Genomic DNA, 20,598 nt, shown 5'->3' on the forward strand with positions numbered 1-20,598 from the left:
GATGAGCGAGCCGACCACCCCCGAGACGCGGTCCACTGCCGAGACTCGGTCCACTCCCGAGACTCGGTCCACCGCCAAGACGCGATCCACCCCCGGGACACGGTCCACCCTCGAGACGCCGTCCACACCCGAGGTGTCGCCCACCGCCGGTGCGCCGGCCGCTTCCCCGGCGCAGGGCCCGCCGGCCGAGGAGGCCACCCCGGAAGCCGCGGTGGCGGCCCTCGCGGCGACCGGACCCGGGGCACCGTTCCTGATCGGGGTGCGCCACCACGCGCCCTCGCTGGCGGCCGCCCTCCCGGCGCTGCTGGACGCGGCGGCCCCCGACGTCCTCCTCGTCGAGCTGCCCGCCGAGTTCCAGCCCTGGCTGGGCTGGCTCGCTCACGAGGAGACCGAGGCCCCGGTGGCACTGGCCGCCGTGCCCGCCGACGGGCCCGGCTCGGCAGGCGAACGGGGGCCTGCCTTCTACCCGTTCGCGGACTTCTCACCCGAACTGGTCGCCCTGCGCTGGGCAGCAGAGAACGGGGTCCCGGCCGTGGCCTGCGATCTGCCGCTGGCCGACCGCGCGTGGGCCGGGGGCGGCCCGGACACCCCCGCCCCTGCCCCGGGCGCCGACTCCGCGCCCGTGCCAGGAGAGGGGCGCGGGCTGTCCGCCGCGCTCCGGTCACGGCTCACCGGCCGGGACGGCGACGACCTGTGGGACCGGCTGGTCGAGGCACGCGCGCCCGCTTCGACACCCGAGGCGCTCCGCCGTGCCGCCCTGCTCACCGGCTGGGCGCTGCGGCACGAGGCCGAGGCACGGGGCGGGGTGAGCGGCACGGACCTGGCGCGCGAGGCGTGTATGCGCGGACATGTCGCCGAGACCCTGGCGGGCGGACGGCGGCCCGCCGTGGTGGTGGGAGCCTTCCACACCCCGGCACTGCTGCCGTCCGCCTCCGGGGACCCGGCACCGGACGCGCGCTCCGCGTCCGGAACCACGCCCGAGCCGGGCACGGACGCCCACGCGAACGGCGCTGCCGGGACGGCCGCGTGCACGGTCTCCCTGGTCCCGTACACGTACCCGCTGCTCGACTCACGGTCCGGCTACCCGGCCGGCATCCGGGACCCGGAGTGGCAGCACACCGTCCTGGACGCCGCCGGGGACCCGGCCGCGCTGCACGAGGCGCTGATCCGCACCGCGGTACGCGTCTGCGCCGCCCTGCGGGAACAGGGTCATCCCTACGGCCCGGCGGACGGCCGGGAGGTCGTCCGGGTGGCCGGCGACCTGGCCCGCCTGCGCGACCTGCCCGCCCCCGGCCGCGGTGAACTCCTGGAAGCCGTGCAGACGGTGCTGGGGCGCGGCGAGACCTACGGGACGGGCCGCGCCGTCGCCCAGGCCCTCGAACACGTACTCGTCGGAGCCCGCACCGGGCGGCCCGCGCCCGCCGCTCCGCGCGGCGGACTGGGCCCCGCCGTCGAGGCCGAGACCGCGGCGCTCTCCCTCCCCGGCCCGGAGGACGCGTACGAGAAGACACCGCGCGACCTCCGGCTCGACCCGGCCCGCTCCACGCTGGACCGGCGCCGCGAGCTGCTGCTGCGCAGGCTGACGGTGTGCGGCATCCCTTACGCGAGGGAACAGGCGGTGACCGGCGCGGCGGGCTCGGAAGGACTCACCACGCGATGGCAGGTGCGGTGGACCCCGGCAACGGCCGCGATGCTCACCGCGGCGGGGGCCCGCGGCGTCACGTCGGCCCAGGCGGCCGAGGGCGTGCTGCGGCAGCGGCGCGCGGCCGAGCGCGCGGAGGGCGGTCCGACGGCCGCCCAGGTCGTCGGCGGCCTCACGGAGGCCGCCGAGTGCGGGCTCCCCGCCCTGGCCGACGAACGGCTGACGGAGCTGGCGGCCGTACTCCCCGCGAGTGGCACCCTTCCCGAACTCCTCGCCGGGCTCGACCTGCTGGATCGCATCGACGCCGGCCACCTGCCGGGCCCCGCCGCGCCCGACGGCCCCTCGGCCCCGCACGCCACCGCCGCCGTATCCGCCCATGCCGCCCGCACCGCGCGCGCCGCCGAACTCCTGACCTCGGCTGCGGTCCGCCAGGTCGACGGCCTGACCGGCTCCGAGGAGACCGAGGACGCCCGGGCGCTGCTCGAACTGGCCCAGCGGGCCGACCGGGTGGGCGGCATCCGGCTCACCGACGCCCTCGCCCGGCTGGCCGCCGACGGCACCCCGTTGATCGCCGCGGCCGCCGGAGCAGTCAGGGTACTCACGGGCCACGAAGAGGCCGAGACCTTCGGGGGACGCGTCGCCTCCTGGGTGGACGGGGCCGTGGACAGCGCCTCCCGGGCCAGGCTCACCGCCCGCCTCACCGGCGTCCTGACGGTGGCGGGCCCGCTCCTGGCCGTCGGCGTCGGCGCCCTGGACCCGTTGCTGCACCGGGTCGTCGAGCTGGAGGACAACGCGTTCCTGGCCCGGCTGCCGGCCCTGCGCGGTGGCTTCGACACCCTGAGCCCGGCCGCCCGGGACCGGCTGCTGGATACCGTCGAGGAGCGGCTGGGCGAACGGGTGGACACCCTCGACGCGGACGATCCGGCCGAGCTGGCCCACCGCGCGGCCGCCGACCTCGCGGCCCGCGAGCTTCTGACCGGCCTCGGTCTGCCCCTCCCACCACTCGCGCACGACGACCCACCGCTGTCCGACGCCCCCGCAGGAACGCCCCCCGCCCTCGCACCCTCCACCGAGGCCGGCCCCGCGCGGACCCTCGCGCCCGCCGACCGGTGGCGGCTCGTGCTCGGGCGACGAACCGACCGGCTGCCGTCCGGCGCCGCCCGCCTGGCGACCGCTCTGGACGAGCTCTACGGCGCTGGACACGGCGAGGGATCCCGCAGCGGCCTGCCCGACCACGGTGGCGGCCCCGGACCGCGCGGCGGCCGGGAACCGTCGTTCCCCGGCGTCCGTGAGTGGTCCGAGGAACTCGCCGCGCTGTTCGGCCCGGGCGTACGCGAGGAGGTCCTCGCCGCCGCAGCCGCGACAGGGCGGCAGGACGTCCTCGCCGAACTCGACCCGGCGGCCACCACCCCCTCGGTGGATCTGCTCCGGACGATCCTGCGGTACGCCGGCGGCCTGCCCGAAGCCCGCCTCGCGGCGCTCCGGCCTCTGGTCCGCCACCTGGTCGACGAACTGACCCGGCAGCTCGCCACACGGCTGCGACCCGCCCTCACCGGCACCATGCTGGCCAGGCCGACCCGCCGGCCCGGCGGTCGGCTGGACCTGCCGCGCACGCTGCGCGCCAACCTGGCCACCGCCCGCCGGACGGCCGAAGGAACGGTTCAGGTGATCCCCGAGAGGCCGGTGTTCCGCAGTCGCGGCCGGCGGTCGGCCGACTGGCGTCTGATCCTGGTCACCGACGTCTCCGGATCCATGGAGGCGTCCACGATCTGGTCCGCGCTGACCGCCTCCGTGCTCGCCGGGGTGCCGACCCTGAGCACCCATTTCCTGGCTTTCTCCACGGAGGTCGTCGACCTCACCGGCCATGTGCGCGATCCCCTCTCCCTCCTGCTGGAGGTGAGCGTGGGCGGGGGCACGCACATCGCCGCCGGGCTGCGGCACGCCCGCAGCCTGGTCGCGGTGCCCTCCCGCACCCTCGTCGTCGTCATCAGCGACTTCGAGGAGGGCGCGCCGCTCGGCGGCCTGTTGGCCGAGGTGCGGGCTCTGGTAGCCACCGGCTGCCACGTCCTGGGGTGCGCGAGTCTCGACGACGCCGGCCGTCCCCGCTACTCGACGGGCGTCGCCGGGCAGCTCGTGGCCGCCGGCATGCCCGTGGCCGCCCTCAGCCCACTCGAACTGGCCCGCTGGATAGGGGAGAAGACCGCATGAACGCCGCCCCACTGCCACCCGTCGCGCCGGAGGTCACGGCCACGCTGGTGGAGCACCTCTCGCCCCGGTTGCGCAAGCGGCTGGACGCGGCAGTCACCAAGCTCGGCGCCCGCCCGGCGCACCGCGACGGGGACACGGTGACGATCGTGGTCGACGACGAGACCGAGTTGCGCCTGCACGCCCCGGGCGGCGTGGTGGCGACGGTGGACGACGTCGTCTGCGGTTGCCTCCTCGCCCCGGCATGCGTCCACCGCGCGGCCGCCGCCTGCGCCGCCCCCACAGCGGTCCCGGCGCCGGAACTCGCCGACCAGCCCACCCGGGCGGTCCCCGAACCCGCCTCCGCAACGGACTCCGCCCCTCCCCCCGACTCCGTCTCCTCGCCCGAGGTGGCGAGTCCGGCCCAGCGTGCCGCGGCCGATGCCCTGTGGTCGGCGGGCGCCGCCGTGCTGGAGGCCGGCGTCGACGGGGCAGGCGCCGTCGCCCAGTCGGCCCTTCTCCGCGCCGCGCACACCGCCCGGCTCCGGCACCTGCCGCGCGCCGCGGGCGCCGCGCTGTCCGTCGTCACACTGCTGCGCGCGGCCCGCGCCGGGGACCCGTCCTACCGCACCGCCGACCTCGTCACGGCCCTGGCCGAACTCCTGGGCACCGCACACCGAGTGGGGACGGCGTACGGGGCGGAGCTGGCCGCCGTCAGAGGCCGCGCGCGCCGCCCGTACAGCCCGGACGGGTCGCTGCGCCTGTACGGCCTGTTCACGGAACCCGTGGTCACCGACTCGGGGCACGGCGGCGTCCGCACCTGGGTCGCCACATCCGAGGGCCGCCTCTGCACGGTCGGCGACGTGGCCCCCGGGGGCGCCGGGCGTGCCCTGGGCGTGGCCGACCGGGCCGTGCGCCTGGGAGACAGCGCGCTCACCCACCGGGAGCTGGGCCGGGCCGGCCTGGCGGTCTCGGGGGCGACGGTCTCGCCGGACGGCAGGCTGGGCGCCGGGAAGGGTGTCAGGGCCGTCAGCGCCAGGGGCGCGGCATGGACGGAGCAGCCGCTCGCCTCCCTGTGGGAGACACCGCCGTCCGAACAGGCCGTTCGCGCCCTGCGGTCCACCTCCCGCTATGCGGACCCGGACGGCGGCGGCAGCGACCTGTTGTTCCTGGACGTCGAACTCCTCGGTGCCGTGCGGGAGTCGGGTGGCGCCTGCCTGCTCGCGCGGTGCGAGGGGGACTTTCCCGTCCGGCTCGCCGTCGCCGACGACAACCCCGCGCTGGCCCACCGCGACAACCTGATGCTGCTGGCCACGGCGCCGGGGACACGGCTGAGGATCATCGGCCGCCTGGTGCCCGCCCCTCACCCCCGGCTCATCCTCCTCGCCTGCTCGCACCCCACCGGCGAGGGCACGATCGACCTCGGCCTCGACCGCCTGCGCCGCGCCGACCTCCCGGACCCGGCTGCCCCCGTGTACCCGGCCCCACCACAGCCCGGAGGGACCGGCGCGCACTCGCCCCTGTACCTCCTGGAGCGCCGGGTCGAACAGACGGTCCCGGCGGGCCGCGCCGCCCTCGGCATGCTCGGCGACGTCACCACCGAGGCCCGCCGCATCCGCCGCGCGGGCCTCCCCACCGCCGCCGGACTCCTCACCGCCCTGGTCACCTCAGCGGCCCGACGCGATCGCGACCTCTTCGGCCGCCTCCTCCCTGTCGACACAGACGGCTTCGCCACCTCCTGGCTCACCGCAGCCCGTTACACAGCCGCCGTGGCCGAGTCCCTGTGCGCGGCGGCCTGGGAACCGACGCGGGAGGGTCCGGCCGCGGCGCCACCCGCCCCGGACCAGTGGCCGGAACGGGCCATGGCGAAAACCGTGCAGGGCTGAAGAGGCGCAGCGCAGGTCCAGTTCCCGCCCGCCCTGTCCGTATGGGGGCACCGGGGACTCTCAGCCGCCCCCTTCGGAGCGGGCTCGGGCGGCGGGTTCGGGGCGGCGGCACGTCGGCCCCTCGCAGAAGGCCGGATCCGCACCTGGGACCACGAGCGGATGTCCGAGGGACCGAACCCACTGCCCGACCTGTGGCCGCTCGTGCCGTCCGGGGCCACCGACTGGCTGCTGGACCTGTGTGGCGACGGTCCTACCGGGTTCATGCCCCCGGCGATGCCTGACGCGGTCTGGGTGCTCAACGCCATGTACGAGCACGAGCACGGGCCGGTCGACGTGTCGTACGACGAGTACCACCAGGCACGTCCTGCCGAGGGGAGCACCCAGCTCCACATGGTCGGGAGCAACGGCCTCGACGACGTGAGCATCGCCACGGGGGGGGGGGAGGTCTGGGCCGTGCCCGGCATCCCGGCCCTGGCTGGCGGCGGCTGCGTCGGGCCGAGCTTGCCCGGCGGACCGGCGACCCGATGGTGCCCGTCGGGCTGATGCCGTCCTACCGCTGCTTCCCCTCGGGCGAGAAGGAGGGCAGCCGGCCACTGAGCATGATCCCGCCCCGACCGAAGGAAGCCTGGACCGTGAGACCTGGAACCGGCTGATCGCCGTCCTCGTCCAGTACAGCCCCGCAGGCCCGGAAACCCGCTGTCTGGCCTACTACCACCCGCTGACGCTCGGAGCCACCGACTTCGACGACCTGCACGTGCGTGCGGGCCGGCTCGGCGACACCGGACTCCTGTACGACCAGTCCGACGCGGACTTCAGTCCGTCCAATCTCTGGGCCGCCGACCGCTCATGGGTCCTGTGCACGGATTACGACCTGTGGGCCACCAAGGTCGCCGGTTCACCCGCCCTCATCACAGCATTGCTGAACGACTCCGAAATCGAGGCGGTTCGTCTGCCCTGGGCACACTGATGACGAGCCGCGTGCCTCCTTTCCCAGCCCTGGAGCGCGTGCGCCTTCCATCTTCGTGTCCGCCTGGGCCTGACGGCCCCCTACGGTCCCGTGCACGGCGTCAGAGCCCTCCTGCGCTCAGGGTTTCGGGCCTGGGCCGAGGCGGCCCGTGGTGCGGGTGACCGAGTCGTAGTACCGCGCTTCGGTCCAAAGGCCCGTCGCGGCTGCCGTGCCGTCCGCCCTTGCGGGGAGCAGTCGGTCGTCGGGGACGGCCCACGCCGTGTCCCGCCCCCGGCCGAGTGTGATGTGCGGGACCCATCGGACAGGGTCGAGGAGGGGGTTTGGCCGGCCGCTGCGCGGTGCCTCGCGCACGACGCGCCACACGGTCTCCTGCAGGTGGACCAGTACGTCGTCGGGCTGGACCGCCCAGGCCAGCACCTGCGTGCGGCCGGAGAAGCGCAGGAGCCCGCCGAGACGCAGCGGAACGGGAAGACCTGCGAACGTCTGTCTCAGCCGGGCATGGACTCCGGCAGAGAGGGCGTCCGCCGTGGCGAGGGTGAGGTGCGGCCGGTTGGTCGGATGCCGGTGTGCGGCCTGGCTGGGCAGGCCCTCGTCTGCCAGACGGCGCCAGACGTCCCGGACGGCCCGGTCGGTCGCCTCGTCGGGCAGCAGTTCCACACTGTGCACGCGGGCAGCTTACGACCTCGTGTCGCCACGTGCGCGAAGGGCGCGGCGATGCCGGGTGAGCGGCGTCGTGCGGACCCGGGGCAGCCGGCCGGCGCAGGCCTTCACCGTCGGCAAGGGACGTGTCCCCGGAGGTCGCGTCGATGGACGCGTTCGCGCGCAGGACGATCGGCAACGGTGCACGGCAGACCGAGCCGCCGGCAGGCTCCCCTGCACGTACGGCCCGTCCGAGCGAACGTGCCTCGCCCGGCCGGGCCGGCCCGGCGTGCGGCCGGGGGTCGGGTGTGGATGGATAGCGGGGTCCCTGTCCGCCGGCCACGGAGTCCGCGTATGTCCGACGCCCTGCCGGAACCCGTTGCGGAACAGCCCGTCGGGGCGCCGCTGCCCGGTGCCGCCGTGGCTCAGGTCGCGCCCGCCGGACCGGGCGGCGAAGCCGCCGTACGCGGCGTATCGCTCGATCTCGCTGCGCCCGCGGTCGCCCGGCATCCGGGCCCCGACCGTATGCTGATACCCGAGGCCGTGGTCCTGCTCATCGCCTGAAGGCGCCTACCTGCGAGGCTCCCATCAACGACACCAGCCGTACGCCACCGCCGGATTCCCCGGCAGCTCCGGGCTCCCCGCGTGCTGGGCGTTCAGTGAGGTATGCCGAGGCGCTCCGCCTCGCGGTGGCGGAGGGGCTGCTCGGTGAGGAGCGCCCACTTGCGGGCTTCCTGGACGCGGACGGGATACGCGACTCCGTGGACGCACTACGGGACGCCTTCGCCGCCGAGCCGGGTGTACGGGTACTGCACACCTTCGCCGCGAAGGCCGCCTCACTGATCCCGGTGCTGCGGCTGCTCGCCGACTGCGGCATGGGCTGCGAGGTGGCCGGTCCGGGCGAACTGAGGCTCGCGGTCGAGGCGGGTTTCGCCCCGGAACACATCGTCCTGGACTCCCCCGCCAAGACCCGCGACGAGCTACGGCTGGCGCTGGCGCTCGGTGTCGCCGTGAACGCGGACAGTCTCGGTGAGGTCCGGCGTATCGACGAACTGCGCCCGCCCGGCTCGGCATCCGTCCTCGGACTGCGGGTGAACCCGCAGGTGGGGGGCGGTTCCATCGGAGCCATGAGTACGGCGACGGCGACCTCGAAGTTCGGCGTTGCCCTGCGCGACCCGGGCGCCCGTGAGCAGGTCGTCCAGGCGTTCGCCGAGCGTCCCTGGCTGACCCGGCTGCACGCTCACGTCGGCTCGCAGGGCTGCTCGCTGGAACTCATCGCCGCGGGCGTCGCGGAGACGTACCGGCTCGCCGAGGAGATCAACGAGGTGCTGGGCGAACGCCGGGTCACCGGGATCGACATCGGGGGCGGGCTGCCGGTCAACTTCAACGACGACGAGACCCGCCCCACCTTCGCGGAGTACGTGACGGCCCTCCGGACCGCGGTTCCTGGCATCTTCGACGGGCGCTACGACCTCGTGACCGAGTTCGGCAGGTCCCTGCTCGCCAAGAACGGCTTCATCGGAGCGCGCGTCGAGTACACGAAAGATGCGGGCGGGCGCCGCGTGGCGCTCACCCACGCCGGAGCGCAGGTCGCCACCCGCACCGTCTTCATGCCCGACGCGTGGCCGCTCCGGGTCGGGGCCTTCGACGGGCAGGGCCGCGCGAGGAGCGGTCCGCCGATGGTCCAGGACATCGCGGGGCCGTGCTGCTTCGCCGGCGACATCGTGGCCCACGCCCGCGAGCTGCCCGAACTGCGGGAGGGCGACTTCGTGGTCCTGTACGACACCGGGGCGTACTACTTCTCCACCCCATGGGCCTACAACAGTCTGCCCCGGCCCGCGGTGTACGGCTTCGCGGGGGTCTCCGGCGGCCTGCGCTTCGCCCCGGTGCGCGAGGCGCAGTCACTGGATTCGGTGGCGGCGGAGAGCGGACTGCGCTTCGCCGACGGGCTGACGGGACTCCGCGGGCGCCCCTAGGGACTCCGGATCACCCCGCCGGCTGGGGCGACGGTTCCGGCTCGGGGACCGGGTCGGGACTGGGGTTCGGCGGCTGCGGGATCGGGTCGGGAGCGGGACCGGGCGGCACGGGACCCGGCGGTACGGGGGGCGGCGAAGGCACCGGTGTCGGCGGTCCCGGAACGGGCGGGGGCGTCGGCGCGGGCGGTACGGGGTCGGGATTCGGGTGCGTCATCTCGGTCCTCCATCTGCGACGTACGGGGCCGGTGGATCTCATTTCCACCGTCTCCCCGTGCGGCTGCCCTCGCCTGCCGAGTCCACACGTACACACCGTGGCTCCCGTGCCGGGATGCCCCGGTCGGCCTCAGAACAGCTCGGGATGCGACGCGAGCTGCCGCTCGGCCCCACGCACCAGTTCCTCCGGAGCCTCCGGAGCCTGCTCGGGATGACGCCGGGCCCACATGGCGAGGTACGGGCAGAGGGGCACGACGGGAACTCCCTCACGGGCCGCCATGGCGTAGAAGTCCCGCGCGAGGGCTCCGGCGACACCCTTGCCCTCGTACTCCGGCGCGACGACGGTGTGCACGGCGACGAGGGCGCCGGGCTCGGGGTACATCGCGAAGTACGCGATGTACCCCGCGGCAGAACCGCCGTCGTACGCCACCAGCTTGCCGTTCTCGCGGTCGTCGCGGATGTCCACTGCGGTGCTCTCCGCTGCCATGGCGGTTGCTCCCTCGTACGGCGGACGCGCGGGCGGATCAGGTCCGCGCGGGTACGGCCTGCGGGCTGCGCTCGGTAGGGCTGCCCGGCACGGGGGCCGACGCGTCGGCGCCCAGAGCAATGATGCGGTTCCGCGCGTCGACATGCACGACGCTCGGCACCAAAGCACGAGCCTCGGCGTCGTCGACCTGGGCGTAACTGATGAGAATGACCAGGTCACCGGGGTGTACGAGATGGGCCGCGGCGCCGTTGATCCCGATGACGCCGGAGCCGCGCTCACCCTCGATGACGTAGGTCTCGAGGCGGGCGCCGTTGTCGATGTCCACGATGTGGACCAGCTCGCCGGGTAGCAGATCCGCGGCGTCCATCAGGTCGGCGTCGACCGTCACGGAACCCACATAGTGCAGGTCAGCCTGGGTCACGGTGGCTCGGTGGATCTTGGACTTGAACATGGTGCGCATCATCGGGGCACTCCTGGCCGTAGGCTCCCTGCCTGCGTTTTTGCAGGTCAAGTGCTGTTTCCTTACCTTACAACGAGTCGTGGGCCCCGTCAGCTGTCCCCGGGTTCTCGAGGAATGACACTGACCACTTCGGCGGCTTCCCGGAGGCACCGTCAGGCCGGCCGGAGGCCGTCCGCGGTGTCGCTGCCGTTCGGAGGCGCTCGGGCCGGTCCGGGGTCGGCATCGCTTCAGGTTCAGGCCGGGCAGATCACCTCTGGCAGCCCCGAGGGCAGGCCGAGGCGTTCGTCCCAGGTGAGGTCGTGGCCGACGACGTCGCACAGGTGGTGCTTCCAGAGTCCGGGATCGAGATGGATCAGGTCCAGGCGGCCTCGGTCTCCGTTGCCTCCTCCGAAGCCGCCCCCGGACAGGGTTCGCAACAAGGTCTTCCCGTCTTCGGTGGCCGCCACGAAGTACTGGTTCGCCGCAAAGTCGTACGTCTCGAAGCTGCTGGAGTCCGACAGTTGCTGGAAGCGCACGGAGCTCCCGTTGGCCACGTAGAACTCTCCGTCCCTTCCGGTGAAGCTGAAGGTGAACCCGTCGCCGGTGAACCTGTCGTTCGAGCCCAGCGGCCCGAGTGGGCCCACCATCCGGCTCGGCCGTCGTCCGGTCGCCGCCGACCACAGCTCGAGCATGCCGCCCGGCGTTTTCGCGACTGCGTAGCGGCCGCTGGTGTCGAGAAAGGCAGTTTCGACGTCCCGGCCGAGACGGACACGTCGTGCCTTGTCCTCCTCGCCCGTGCCCAGATCGATGGTGTACAGCACAGGGTCGCCGTAGACCGTGATCTGCGCGCGGCCGGCATGAGGGGGGCTGTTCAGTACGAATTCCGGGCCCGGGTCTCCCCCTGGCGAGTGGGAACGGGCCGGACGTCCTACGCCGAGCTCGAGGTCGCGGGCGTCGACGGTCTCGGACAGCCGGCTTCCGGACCGGGCATTCCAGTGCTCGATCCTGCTACCGGAGAGCGTCAGCAGTTCATCACCGCTCCGGAAGAAGGTGAGCGTCATCGGGTCCCCGATTCCCCGCTCGTCGACGGGAGGCATGAGCGTGGTGATCTCAGCCACCTTCCTCAAGGACGGGATCTGCCGGATCAGGATCTTGTTCCGGCCGACCACGTCCGCCACGAGGGTTCCCGCGTCGTTGACCGTCAACGAGTTCTTCGCCGCGGGGTCGAGTGCCGCGAGGCTTTCGGGTCGCTTCACCGAGGAGGTGATCTGGCCGGAGGCCGCGTCGATGAGCGCCAAGGTCTCCCCGCTGTCAGGCTCGTCCCAGCGTCTGACATGGGCCAGCAGGGTCTTCCCACCGTCGATCAGCCGGGGCGAGCTGACGACGATGTCGGAATTGTCGACATCGCTCGGAGTCAGAGACAGAGCGGTCAGCGCGACGTTGCCTTCAGCGACCGCCAGAACGAGTGGCTGGTGCGCGCCCTCAAGGAGACGGCCGATGGTCTTCTCGTGTACCGGGGTCTCGGTCACCTGCAGGCGGCGGCCCTGACGGGCGTCGACGACCGTCCACGTGTTGAACTCGTTCGCCGCGAAGCGCTCACCCTCCTCGTCGACGGCTATGGTTTCGCAACCGGAGGTTTCCCTCTTCTCGGTGTAGCTGCTCAGCACTCGCCCGTCCGTCACGCGCAGAGCCTGGTAGACCTTGGTCTCCTCGTTCTCACCTTCGCGGCAGACAACCAGCACGCCGCCGTCTCCCGACAGGCCGATGCCCGCACCGTACGACGAACCGTTCTCGACGTCATCCGCCAGCTTGCGAACCGTCCCCGTCTCGACGTCCACGGTCGTCAACGAGGTTCGGGTCGGGTCGGGGCTGCTCTGAACGATGAGCGTGTTCTTGTCCTGCCCGTACCAGACGGATTCGTCGTTCCTGGACGCTCGGCGGGGCACTTCATGGTGACGTTTCGTCACCAGATCCCACACCCACAGCCGTCCGTCCGCCATCGTGGCCACGTGTCCTGCGTCCGGGGAGAAAGCCATGAGGCTGCTGTCCGTGCTCGTCAGCTTCATCAGGCCGGCAATTTCCTCGAACGGACCGGCCCGCAGGGTGTGTGGCGCTCCGAGCAACTCCTCCGGTCCGTCAGCAGTGCGGTCGACGTCGTGCCAGACGAACGCCCCTGTCGCCGAGACGTAGGCGATCCGCCGCCCGTCCCGGCTGACGAGTGGATGGAAGGCCATCTCGTCGAGCCCCAGTTGGAGCCGTTGTGTCTTTCCGGCCCTGCGTACGAACAGAGTGGCGCGCCCGTTGTCGGACGTCGCCAGCGTCACCGCGCCGTCCACGCTCGTGGCCGCGCTTCGGATCTTCCCCTCGGTCCCGGTCAGCACCCACGCGGCTTCCTTGAACTGGTCGTACCTGCGGAGCACGGCGTTGCGGGCTTCGTCCGTCGGCGCGATCTCATAGGCCCCCATGGCGATCAGCGCAGCCTGCCCGGGATCCTGCTTCGCCACTTCGGCGGAGAAGTTGGCCAGCAGACGCGATCGTCCCTCCGCCTGTCGTTGGGTACTGATGTGGTGCTGAAGGACGAGAAAGGTGCCGAGGCCCGCGATCAGGGCAAGCACCAAGGCGGCTGCGATCCAGGCGGCGCGGATGCGCGCCCGGCGTCCGCGCTGACGCTGTCGTGCGCGAGACAGAAAATCACGCTCCTCCGCCCCGAGTTCGCCCTCACGATCCTTCAACCAGACCTCAATGGAGCCTAGTTGTTTCGCACCAGGCAGCAGATCCGGCGATCTGTCTTCCTTCGTCCAGCGTTTGTGGTCGTGGTTCAGCTCGGCCCGGCCGGCCAGGAACCTGCTGTCCTCCTTCACCTGCTCCTTCAGCGCCGGCCAGACGTTGATCAACGTCTCATGGGCCAGTTCGGCGGTTTCCGGTTCGTTCTTGGCACCACGCAGCACGAGCAGCCGCCGCGCGGCGAACGACCTGGCGAGTTCCCACCCGGACTCGCCCGCCTCTTCCCGGGTGAGCCTGCGGCGCAGTGGTGTCCCGCTTCCGGGCAGCACCCTGACGAGGCCCCTGAGCAGTCGCGCGGCGTCGGCCTTGTCGTCGTCCCCGACGCACTGCTTCCAGGCCTCGTTGCAGTGCTTCTCCAGTGCACCCTGCATGCCGTGCATGGCCTCGTACGCCGTCGTGCGTAGTCGCCCGGCGAACTGCTCGTCCCACAGCTGCTTCAGCACGAAGCCGAGGAGGGACATGCCTTCCGGCTCCTGGCACGCGTCGTCCAGGATGCGCTGAGCCAGTCCTGGGTCATAGGTCACCGCCGGGGCCTTCTCCAGCGGCTTGGTGATCACTTCTCTGAGCTGCTCGCGGGTCATCGGCGTCAGCGGGAGTGTCCTGCTGCTTCGCACCAGGGGGCCGAGCCTGGGGTGTTTGAGCGCCGCGTCCATGAAGTCGGACCGAAGCGTGACCAGCAACCGTGAGCCGGCACCCGCACCACCTCTTGGGAAAAGCAGTCCGGCGGCTTCTTCGACCTCTGCCTCGTCACGGTCCAGGAGCGCCTCGGCCTGGTCGAGAACGACGAGGTACCTGCCGCCCGCCCTGCCTCGCAGGCGGTTCAGTGTGTTCACAAGGCCCTTGTCCGCGAGCCACCCCTCCACCTGATCGACGCTTTCCGCCCGCGGGTCCCCGTACCGCCCCTTGCGAACGGCCTCGTAGAGATCGGTGGCCAGCCCGGACGACAAGGACCCTTCGGTCCCCGCGTTCACCACCACCGCGTCGTAGTTCTCCCGGTTCTCCCGCCGCATCCTGGGCACCACGCCGGCCAACGCCAGCGAGGACTTCCCGCAGCCCGACGGCCCGCAGAGGATGACGGCGGGGTGGTCCCCCTTCAGCGCTGTGACCACTTCGTCTACATCGGCGCTCCGCCCGAAGAAGATCTCCTCGTCGCTCTCCTGATATGTGGCCAGGCCGGGGAAGGGATCCCGGGTCAGGGCGCGAGCAAGGTCGGGCAGTTTCTGCAGTACCGCTTTCACACTGATCGCGAAGGCCTGTTGGGTGTCGTCCTGCTTCCTCTGGGCCGCGACGACGATGCCGACCACCGCACCCCGCTGATCGTCCCAGACAGGGCTGCCGCTGTAGCCCCCCGTGACATGAGCCGTCCGTGTGTCGGCTCGGGAGAGCTGGATCCAGTCGCCCGATGATTTCCCGCTGAGTTCCCCGCGGTGCCAGAGCATGCCCAGCTCACCTTCCGGAAAGCCGACCACGCGCACCGGGCTGCGTGAGAGCGCATCAGAACCGGCCAGAGGCAGCGGCCGTGTGCCGGGGACAGGTTCACGCAGCCTCAGGACCGCCAGGTCACCACAGTGCCTGGGCTGCTCCGGAATCCACTGCTCGACCTCGGCGGTGAAGCGCTCCCCGCCGGCCCCCTCGGCGAGGGGGAAGTCGAGCCGCACCGTGGTTCCGACGGCTACCTCGAGGTCCCGCTCCTTGCCCTGCGCGTCCGATACGACATGTGCGCAGGTCAACACACGGTCCCGGGTGACAAGGACTCCTCCACCGGCGATCGTGCCGTTCTCTCCCCTGACCCGGACGACAGCCGCGTTCAGAGTCTCGTCGGCACTCCGTGCGTCTTCCCCCGCCACTGCGACCTCCCCGTTCCCCAGTGAGCCGGTCAGGCCAACCTAGCTGGCCGCAGGACCACTTGGGTTCTCCGTGTCACTTCCGTGCCACGTCAGGCTCACGGAGAAGTTTGCCGCCGTAGCGGTGCTGGCGATGACCACGTCCGCCTCGGCCGAGAGTGACACGCCGAACTCCAGCGTGATCTCATCCGGTGCGTTCGCCATCCCCCGGAACCTGCCCACGAAGCTCTCCGCCACTGGCCGCACGGTGTCCAGCATCTGTCCGAACGACCGCTCCGCCCGGGCTACGGAGCGGCCCCCGCGGCCCACTCGCACGAGGGCTTCGTCCACCTCACGGATCTGGACGCGGATCGCTTCGCCGCTGCCGTCCCCCAAAGGCACCTCGACCGTGTGGACATGGTGTTCAGTCACCGCAACCTCCAGCAGTAGGAGCCGGGATCATAGCGAAGTCAACGATGTCCGTGCCGTGTTGAGGGCACCGCACACAGGCTGACAGGGCAGCGGGACCGGACGGGATCGCTGCCTCTCGCTGCTGGTGACACCGCCGCTGACCGGCACGCTGTGGTGGTCGACAGGGTGAGGGTGTCGTCGGCCGGTCGGTCCGTTCCGGAGTTCGCTCGGGCCGGCGGCGAGGACGTCACGGGCCCTGCCGACGAGCTCCCTGCCCGGACCGAGCGCACGTCCTGCGCGAGCTGCCCCTCGGGCGGTGATGCCCGCCCTCGAGGATCCGCAGCGGGTCCGGCGGTCGGCAGCCACCGGGGCGGCGGGCGGGAAGTGGGTCGAGGTCTCCCCCGGCCCACCGGCCTTCCGCACCACTCACCGGGCGAGTTCATGGCGTGAGGCGCGCAGTCCGGTCCTCCTCGTCGAAGTCGAAGGCGGAACCGCCGATGTAGGCGTCCCGCCCGTCGGCGACCCCTTGCCAGTAGCCGGTGCCCTTGAACTTCGCGGGGCGGGGCTTGTTGAGCTTCGGGTACTGGTCGGAGAGCCGAGCCTCGACCACCGTGGTCCGGTCGGCGAGGACCAGAGCGACACTGCGACTGCTCGTCCCCTCCGCTTCGCTGCCCTCCTCCGCGGCTGCACTCGCGGTCCGCTGGGCGGCACTGATCCGCACGGTCACCTCGCGGATGAAGCCGAGCATCCAGGAACGCTTGTAGGCGCGGGCGTCCTCGCCCGCGGGGCGGTGCAGGCGGTCCGCGCGGTCCGCACCCTCCAGCATCTGCAGGCGCAGGCTCGCGAACAGCACCTCGGTGGCCTGGAGATCGGTCTCGAACCCGAAGAGGTGGACGCGGTGACGGTTGTCCTTGCCACCGGGGTACACCGATCGGCACCGCATCTCGTAGCCGATCCTGGCGAGCAGCCGACGCCCCTCCTTGACGTAGGGCGGGTACAGATCGACGATCCGGTCCACCGGCCGCTCCCACTCGGTCACGTCGTCGCCGAGCATGGCCTGCTCGATGCCGTACTTGGCCATGAGCTCATAGGCCTTGTCCCGGTAGACGCGGGCCTCGTCCTCCGTGGCCCCCGGGTTCTCCGCCTTCCGCAGCAGCGCCCTGACTTTGCCTAGCAGCGCCTCGGGCAGCCCGTCGCGCACCGGCCGGGGACCGGGCCCGGGCCTGTCGGAACCGGAGGACGTCGTAGGGTCGTCGAAGCGCGTCCACGCGTCCGCCGGGTCACTCTCGTCAGTCCCGTCGTCCGCTTCCCGGGCGATCACATCAGCCAGGTCCTCCGGGTCCGGGACCAGCTCCGACAGGACCCCGAGGGCCCAGCGCCGCCAGGCGACGGTGTCGTCCTCACGCACCCGGGCCCTGACCGAGCGCAGCCGCTGGAAACTCCCGTCGGCGCGCCGCATCAGGAACTCCATGCGCGCGTGGCCGAGTTGGACGACCGCCAGCAGCGCGCACAGGTCGAAGGCGCTGTCCGCCGTGTAGTCGATCTCGATGCCGGGTGCGGGATACCACTCCTCATGCTCGTCGCCCGCGCCCCCGAGCCCGAACAGGTCGGACGACACGTCCTGGAGCACCGCGCCGGTCCTCACCCGGACGACGGACGTCGACGGCTTCCCGGAGTAGGCGAGGGCCGCTGCCCGCTCCTCCCGGGAGGTGACGATGCGGTACCAGACGGGAACCGTCCCCAGCATGCCGTGCCAGGTGGTCTCGCCCACTTTCACGCGTTCCCGCGCCTGCTGTTCGACGTCCGCGCTCAGCCGCTCGTCCCGCCAGGAGTCCTCGCCGGGTTGTTCCTGCGCGTCGAGGAACGCGTCCAGGTAATCGGCGGCGGAGCGCCGCGCGCCGTGCCTGCTGTCGCCGAGCAGGGCCCGCTCGCACGCGGAGAGGGCGTCGACCACCGGCTGGAGTACGAGCGACATGTATCTCTTGACCGCTTCGGACAACTCCGCCAGGAACGCCTGGGTGGCTTCCGATCCTGTGGCCTGATGTCTGCGACGCCACCCTTCGAGCTGTTCGACGCAGGCCTGCTGCTCGACCAGCCACACCAGGTGGCTCGCGCCCTGGAGATGCTCCCCCCGCAGCAGCACCGCGTCCTGGGCGGCGGCGGCTGTGCCGGGCGCGTCCAGCACGGCCTGCGCCAGAAGCCTGAGCGGCTCCGGCTCACCGGCGAAGAACCGGGCAGGTGTGAGGAGCTGCCTGCCGTGTCGGCGTGGCGTCGACTCCGGGCTGTCGATGTCACCGTTCCACGGGATCTCCGCCGACCACCGGGCCCGCCACCCCGCGAAGTCACCGGCCGGGTCGCCGGTTCGCGGCTGTACGCGCCTCCATCGCCAGAGCAGCAGTTCTTCCCAGCCCTCGGCGTTCCAGGACCAGAGGGCAGGTTCGCCGCTGAGCGCGAGCCGGGAGCGGAGTTCTCGCACCGCTCCCGCCAGGTCATGGCGGTGCCCCCCCGGGGATCAGCCGCTCCAGCCAGCCGACGCTCTCGGCCACCGGCTGGGCCCGCGCCTCGTCCGCAGCCAACCGCGCCACCGTCACCGCCGCCACGAGTGTCCGGTCTCCGAGATCGCCCGGCAGCAACTCGTACAGCCGGGGTCCCGCGGTCTCCAACACGCCGGCGAGGTCCCCGGCCCTGGTCGCCAGCCAGTGCGCGCGCCCCTGCCGGAACACCTCTTCCGGCAGTCCGTCCGTACCGCTCACTGACACGTGATCCCCTCCCGGATACATGAGGACATCGTAGAAAGCCGAGCCGGGGGCGTAGGGACCTGGGGTTCCGACGGGCGCCGGTGCGCCGCGGCGGGATCGGACCGAGGGATGCCGAGGAGGATGTCCACCGCCGACGTGTCTCCGGAGTTCGGCTGAGGTCGGTGGACGCGGGTGGGTGAGGACCCGTCGGCCGAAGCGAGCACGGAGCGTTGTCAGAGGCGGGTGGCAGCATCGGGCGCATGACAGACATCACCGCATTCGACTGGCGGGCCTTCCTCCTCGGCTGGAGCGGGGAGTGGGCCGATTCCCTCCCGGACCAAGGGACACGGGGCGAGGACGACGCGGCCGCCCAGCGGGCACGGTGGCTGGGGTTCCCGCCCGCGTCCGAGGAGCGAATCGCAGCCCTGGAGAAGCGTCTCGGCCGGCGAATGCCCCCGTCGTACCGCGAGTTCCTCGAGGTCAGCGACGGGTGGCGGCATGCGGGCGGGTTCGTGTGGCTGCTGGCGGGAACCACGGACGCGCGCTGGCACAACGACGAGTCCGGCCTGTCGGACATGTTCGAGGAGTACCTGGACGAGGACGCCGGGCCCGAGGAGCGCCAGGAGGCAGGCGTCTGGCGGCGCGGGCTCCAGCTCGACATCGACTCCGACGCCACCTTTGTCGTCATGGATCCCGAGGACGTGGACGAGAACGGCGAGTGGGCCGTGTACACGTGGGCGAGCTGGCGGGCCGCGCCACCCGAGCGGCACGCCAACTTCCGCGAGTTCATGCGGGAGATGCACCGGGAGTTCCACAACCTTCGGGCGCGCCCGGGCGACGGGGAGCCGGTGTTCGCCAACGACACGACGCGGGAACTGGACGCCTCGGTGGAGGACGCCCGGACGGAGGCACTGCGCGGCGGGTGGGAACGCGCCCAGGAGGCACTGGACGAGGCCAAGAGGTACGGCAGGCCGCGGGCCGCCGGGCTGGGCGACCAGATACGCCGCCTGCTCGGACAGACCTACATGGTGTACTTCGCGGACCTGGTGACGGACCCGCGGTACGCACCCGAGTTGCTGCCACTGCTGGTGGCCGAACACGCTGAGCACTCGTACCGGGACGACTCCACGCTGACGTTCCAGCTGCGGGGTGCCGACGAGAGTCTGGTGGCTCTGGCCTACGCGACGCTGGAGCGGGTGAGGAACGGCACGTACCGGTACACGCCGGCCGGACCGTTCGGGGAGGCGGTCGCGCGGGCGCGGGAGCTGGCCCGGTGGGGAGACACCGACGGGGCATGGCGGTTGCTGAGGGACGCGTTGCCCCTGTGGGAGCCCCTCGGACCGGACCACCTGGCGCCACTGGGATGGATGGCAGACCCCGTGCTCGGGCCATTGCTGACCCCGGAGCGGGGCCGCGAGCTGCTGTCCACGCCGAGGGCCGGCCTTGCGGGCGGGGAACCGCAGCCGACGGTCGGGCTGGACCCGGCCGGCCTGGCGTGGCTCGCGGAACCCGGCCCGGGTAACCACCTCACGTCCTACCGGTTCGTCCTGGTGGAGGGGGTGGAGCCGGAGGACTTGCCCGGACGGCTCGCGGGCGGGCACGGCACCGCGCTGGACGAACCCATGACCCGCGGGGAAGCACGCCGCAGGTCGCTGGAGAACCGAACGGAGTTCTCGTCCTACGACGACAGGGCTCTCATGGCGGTCGGCCGGGCCGGCACCGGCTGGAGCTTCGCCTTCGACGGCGACCCCGCCCCGTTCAACGGGCACCGGTTCGTCTCCCCCGCCGCGTCCGCCGGTGCGGGCACCCGTGCGGTGGTGGTGTGGAGCGGCCTGAGGACGCACCTCGGGGACCCCTTCTTCCACCTCTCGGTGGCGCGGGACGGTGTCGAGGAGTACGCGTTCACGTACACGGATGGAAAGGTCCGATCCAGCGGCGAGATACCAGGTGCGCTGACGCCGAGCCGGTTCCTCGGCGACCTGGAGGACGCCGCTGATGCGGAACGGTCGCTGCTGGAGGCGGTGACCGAGGAGTTCGGTGTTTGCCTGCCGCGTCACGCGATCGTGAACGGCCGGTTGCACACGTTCGTCAGCAGCTCATGGACGCGCCCGCCCGGGGACGGCGAGTCGTACGCGGTGATCCGCATGCACTGGGACGGCGCGCGCCAGGCGGGCGACGAGCGGACGGGAGACGACGGGCGGGGAAGCAGGTAACGAGCGGCAGGCCGCAGGGCTTCGCGGAGTGACGCCTGCTGAGCTCCGAAGATTGACGCATCCTCAGGCAGCAGAACACCGTCCAAGGACCGGCGAGCCCGCCTGGACGGGCCGCCGGCTGACCACCGTACGGCGCATCCCGGGAGCCGCCCCCCTCGCCGATCCCCACCGCACCGACACTTCCCTCTCCCCTGGA

Annotated in this window: 14 protein-coding genes; 7 read left to right on the forward strand and 7 right to left on the reverse strand. The window is 72.3% G+C overall.

The genetic code is table 11. The features are described from left to right. The first annotated feature begins 1 nt into the window (after nucleotide 1). From OO67_RS22630 to OO67_RS40020, 4 genes are all read left to right on the forward strand, one after another. Nucleotides 2-3,850 carry a vWA domain-containing protein gene (locus OO67_RS22630; RefSeq protein WP_033302971.1) on the forward strand — a complete coding sequence of 1,283 codons (3,849 nt, stop codon included), beginning with the start codon at nucleotides 2-4 and terminating at the stop codon, nucleotides 3,848-3,850. Then, a complete protein-coding gene (locus tag OO67_RS22635) occupies nucleotides 3,847-5,712 on the forward strand; it encodes a hypothetical protein (protein WP_033302972.1) in 1,866 nt (621 codons plus the stop codon). Before OO67_RS22630 ends, OO67_RS22635 begins: the two co-directional genes overlap by 4 nt. 159 nt (nucleotides 5,713-5,871) lie before the next feature. Beyond that, nucleotides 5,872-6,255 (forward strand): hypothetical protein, encoded by a 384-nt coding sequence (locus OO67_RS40015; protein ID WP_244300294.1) that lies wholly within the window; start codon nucleotides 5,872-5,874, stop codon nucleotides 6,253-6,255. Nucleotides 6,256-6,466: 211 nt separating this feature from the next. After that, nucleotides 6,467-6,679 carry a hypothetical protein gene (locus tag OO67_RS40020; RefSeq protein WP_244300295.1) on the forward strand — a complete coding sequence of 71 codons (213 nt, stop codon included), beginning with the start codon at nucleotides 6,467-6,469 and terminating at the stop codon, nucleotides 6,677-6,679. Between the two features lie 117 nt (nucleotides 6,680-6,796). Here OO67_RS40020 and OO67_RS22645 read toward each other — a convergent pair whose 3' ends face one another. Then, nucleotides 6,797-7,345 carry a 2'-5' RNA ligase family protein gene (locus OO67_RS22645; protein WP_033302974.1) on the reverse strand — a complete coding sequence of 183 codons (549 nt, stop codon included), beginning with the start codon at nucleotides 7,343-7,345 and terminating at the stop codon, nucleotides 6,797-6,799. 327 nt (nucleotides 7,346-7,672) lie between these two features. On the opposite strand from OO67_RS22645, the gene OO67_RS22650 reads away from it, so the two are divergent. Both OO67_RS22650 and OO67_RS22655 read left to right on the forward strand, forming a co-directional pair. After that, nucleotides 7,673-7,882: a hypothetical protein gene (locus tag OO67_RS22650; RefSeq protein WP_033302975.1), complete on the forward strand. Its 210-nt coding sequence runs from the start codon at nucleotides 7,673-7,675 to the stop codon at nucleotides 7,880-7,882. A 95-nt stretch (nucleotides 7,883-7,977) separates the two neighbouring features. Beyond that, on the forward strand, nucleotides 7,978-9,294 hold the full coding sequence (locus OO67_RS22655; RefSeq protein ID WP_051709668.1) for a type III PLP-dependent enzyme domain-containing protein: 1,317 nt from the start codon (nucleotides 7,978-7,980) through the stop codon (nucleotides 9,292-9,294). 343 nt (nucleotides 9,295-9,637) lie between these two features. On the opposite strand, the gene OO67_RS22660 is transcribed toward OO67_RS22655, so the two are convergent. The 6 genes from OO67_RS22660 to OO67_RS22685 all read right to left on the reverse strand — a co-directional run bounded on the left by OO67_RS22660 (nucleotide 9,638) and on the right by OO67_RS22685 (nucleotide 18,204). Continuing rightward, complete coding sequence (locus OO67_RS22660; protein ID WP_033302978.1) at nucleotides 9,638-9,994, reverse strand: GNAT family N-acetyltransferase; 357 nt, start codon at nucleotides 9,992-9,994, stop codon at nucleotides 9,638-9,640. A gap of 37 nt (nucleotides 9,995-10,031) precedes the next feature. Next, nucleotides 10,032-10,457: an aspartate 1-decarboxylase gene (gene panD / locus OO67_RS22665; protein WP_033302979.1), complete on the reverse strand. Its 426-nt coding sequence runs from the start codon at nucleotides 10,455-10,457 to the stop codon at nucleotides 10,032-10,034. A 230-nt stretch (nucleotides 10,458-10,687) separates the two neighbouring features. After that, the gene (locus OO67_RS22670; RefSeq protein WP_033302980.1) at nucleotides 10,688-15,064 is read right to left on the reverse strand and encodes an nSTAND1 domain-containing NTPase; all 4,377 of its coding nucleotides are present in this window, start codon (nucleotides 15,062-15,064) and stop codon (nucleotides 10,688-10,690) included. Nucleotides 15,065-15,103: 39 nt separating this feature from the next. After that, nucleotides 15,104-15,472, reverse strand: a complete 369-nt coding sequence (locus OO67_RS22675) for a CU044_2847 family protein (RefSeq protein ID WP_033302982.1) — start codon at nucleotides 15,470-15,472, stop codon at nucleotides 15,104-15,106. Between the two features lie 418 nt (nucleotides 15,473-15,890). After that, the gene (locus OO67_RS36985; RefSeq protein WP_051709671.1) at nucleotides 15,891-17,927 is read right to left on the reverse strand and encodes a DUF2786 domain-containing protein; all 2,037 of its coding nucleotides are present in this window, start codon (nucleotides 17,925-17,927) and stop codon (nucleotides 15,891-15,893) included. A gap of 13 nt (nucleotides 17,928-17,940) precedes the next feature. Continuing rightward, nucleotides 17,941-18,204, reverse strand: coding sequence for a hypothetical protein (locus OO67_RS22685; RefSeq protein WP_033302984.1), 264 nt, complete (start codon nucleotides 18,202-18,204; stop codon nucleotides 17,941-17,943). A 245-nt stretch (nucleotides 18,205-18,449) separates the two neighbouring features. On the opposite strand from OO67_RS22685, the gene OO67_RS22690 reads away from it, so the two are divergent. After that, nucleotides 18,450-20,402, forward strand: coding sequence for an SMI1/KNR4 family protein (locus tag OO67_RS22690; protein ID WP_033302986.1), 1,953 nt, complete (start codon nucleotides 18,450-18,452; stop codon nucleotides 20,400-20,402). Nucleotides 20,403-20,598 lie beyond the last annotated feature (196 nt).

Source organism: Streptomyces atroolivaceus, from assembly GCF_000717025.1.
Classification (GTDB): Bacteria; Actinomycetota; Actinomycetes; order Streptomycetales; family Streptomycetaceae; genus Streptomyces; species Streptomyces atroolivaceus.

Bases quoted from the DNA above. Each gene is read 5' to 3' on its own strand.
- OO67_RS22660 (WP_033302978.1), bottom strand. From the start codon at position 9,994: ATGGCAGCGGAGAGCACCGCAGTGGACATCCGCGACGACCGCGAGAAC.
- OO67_RS22650 (WP_033302975.1), top strand. From the start codon at position 7,673: ATGTCCGACGCCCTGCCGGAACCCGTTGCGGAACAGCCCGTCGGGGCG.
- OO67_RS22635 (WP_033302972.1), top strand. From the start codon at position 3,847: ATGAACGCCGCCCCACTGCCACCCGTCGCGCCGGAGGTCACGGCCACG.
- OO67_RS22630 (WP_033302971.1), top strand. From the start codon at position 2: ATGAGCGAGCCGACCACCCCCGAGACGCGGTCCACTGCCGAGACTCGG.
- OO67_RS22690 (WP_033302986.1), top strand. From the start codon at position 18,450: ATGACAGACATCACCGCATTCGACTGGCGGGCCTTCCTCCTCGGCTGG.
- OO67_RS40015 (WP_244300294.1), top strand. From the start codon at position 5,872: ATGTCCGAGGGACCGAACCCACTGCCCGACCTGTGGCCGCTCGTGCCG.
- panD (WP_033302979.1), bottom strand. From the start codon at position 10,457: ATGATGCGCACCATGTTCAAGTCCAAGATCCACCGAGCCACCGTGACC.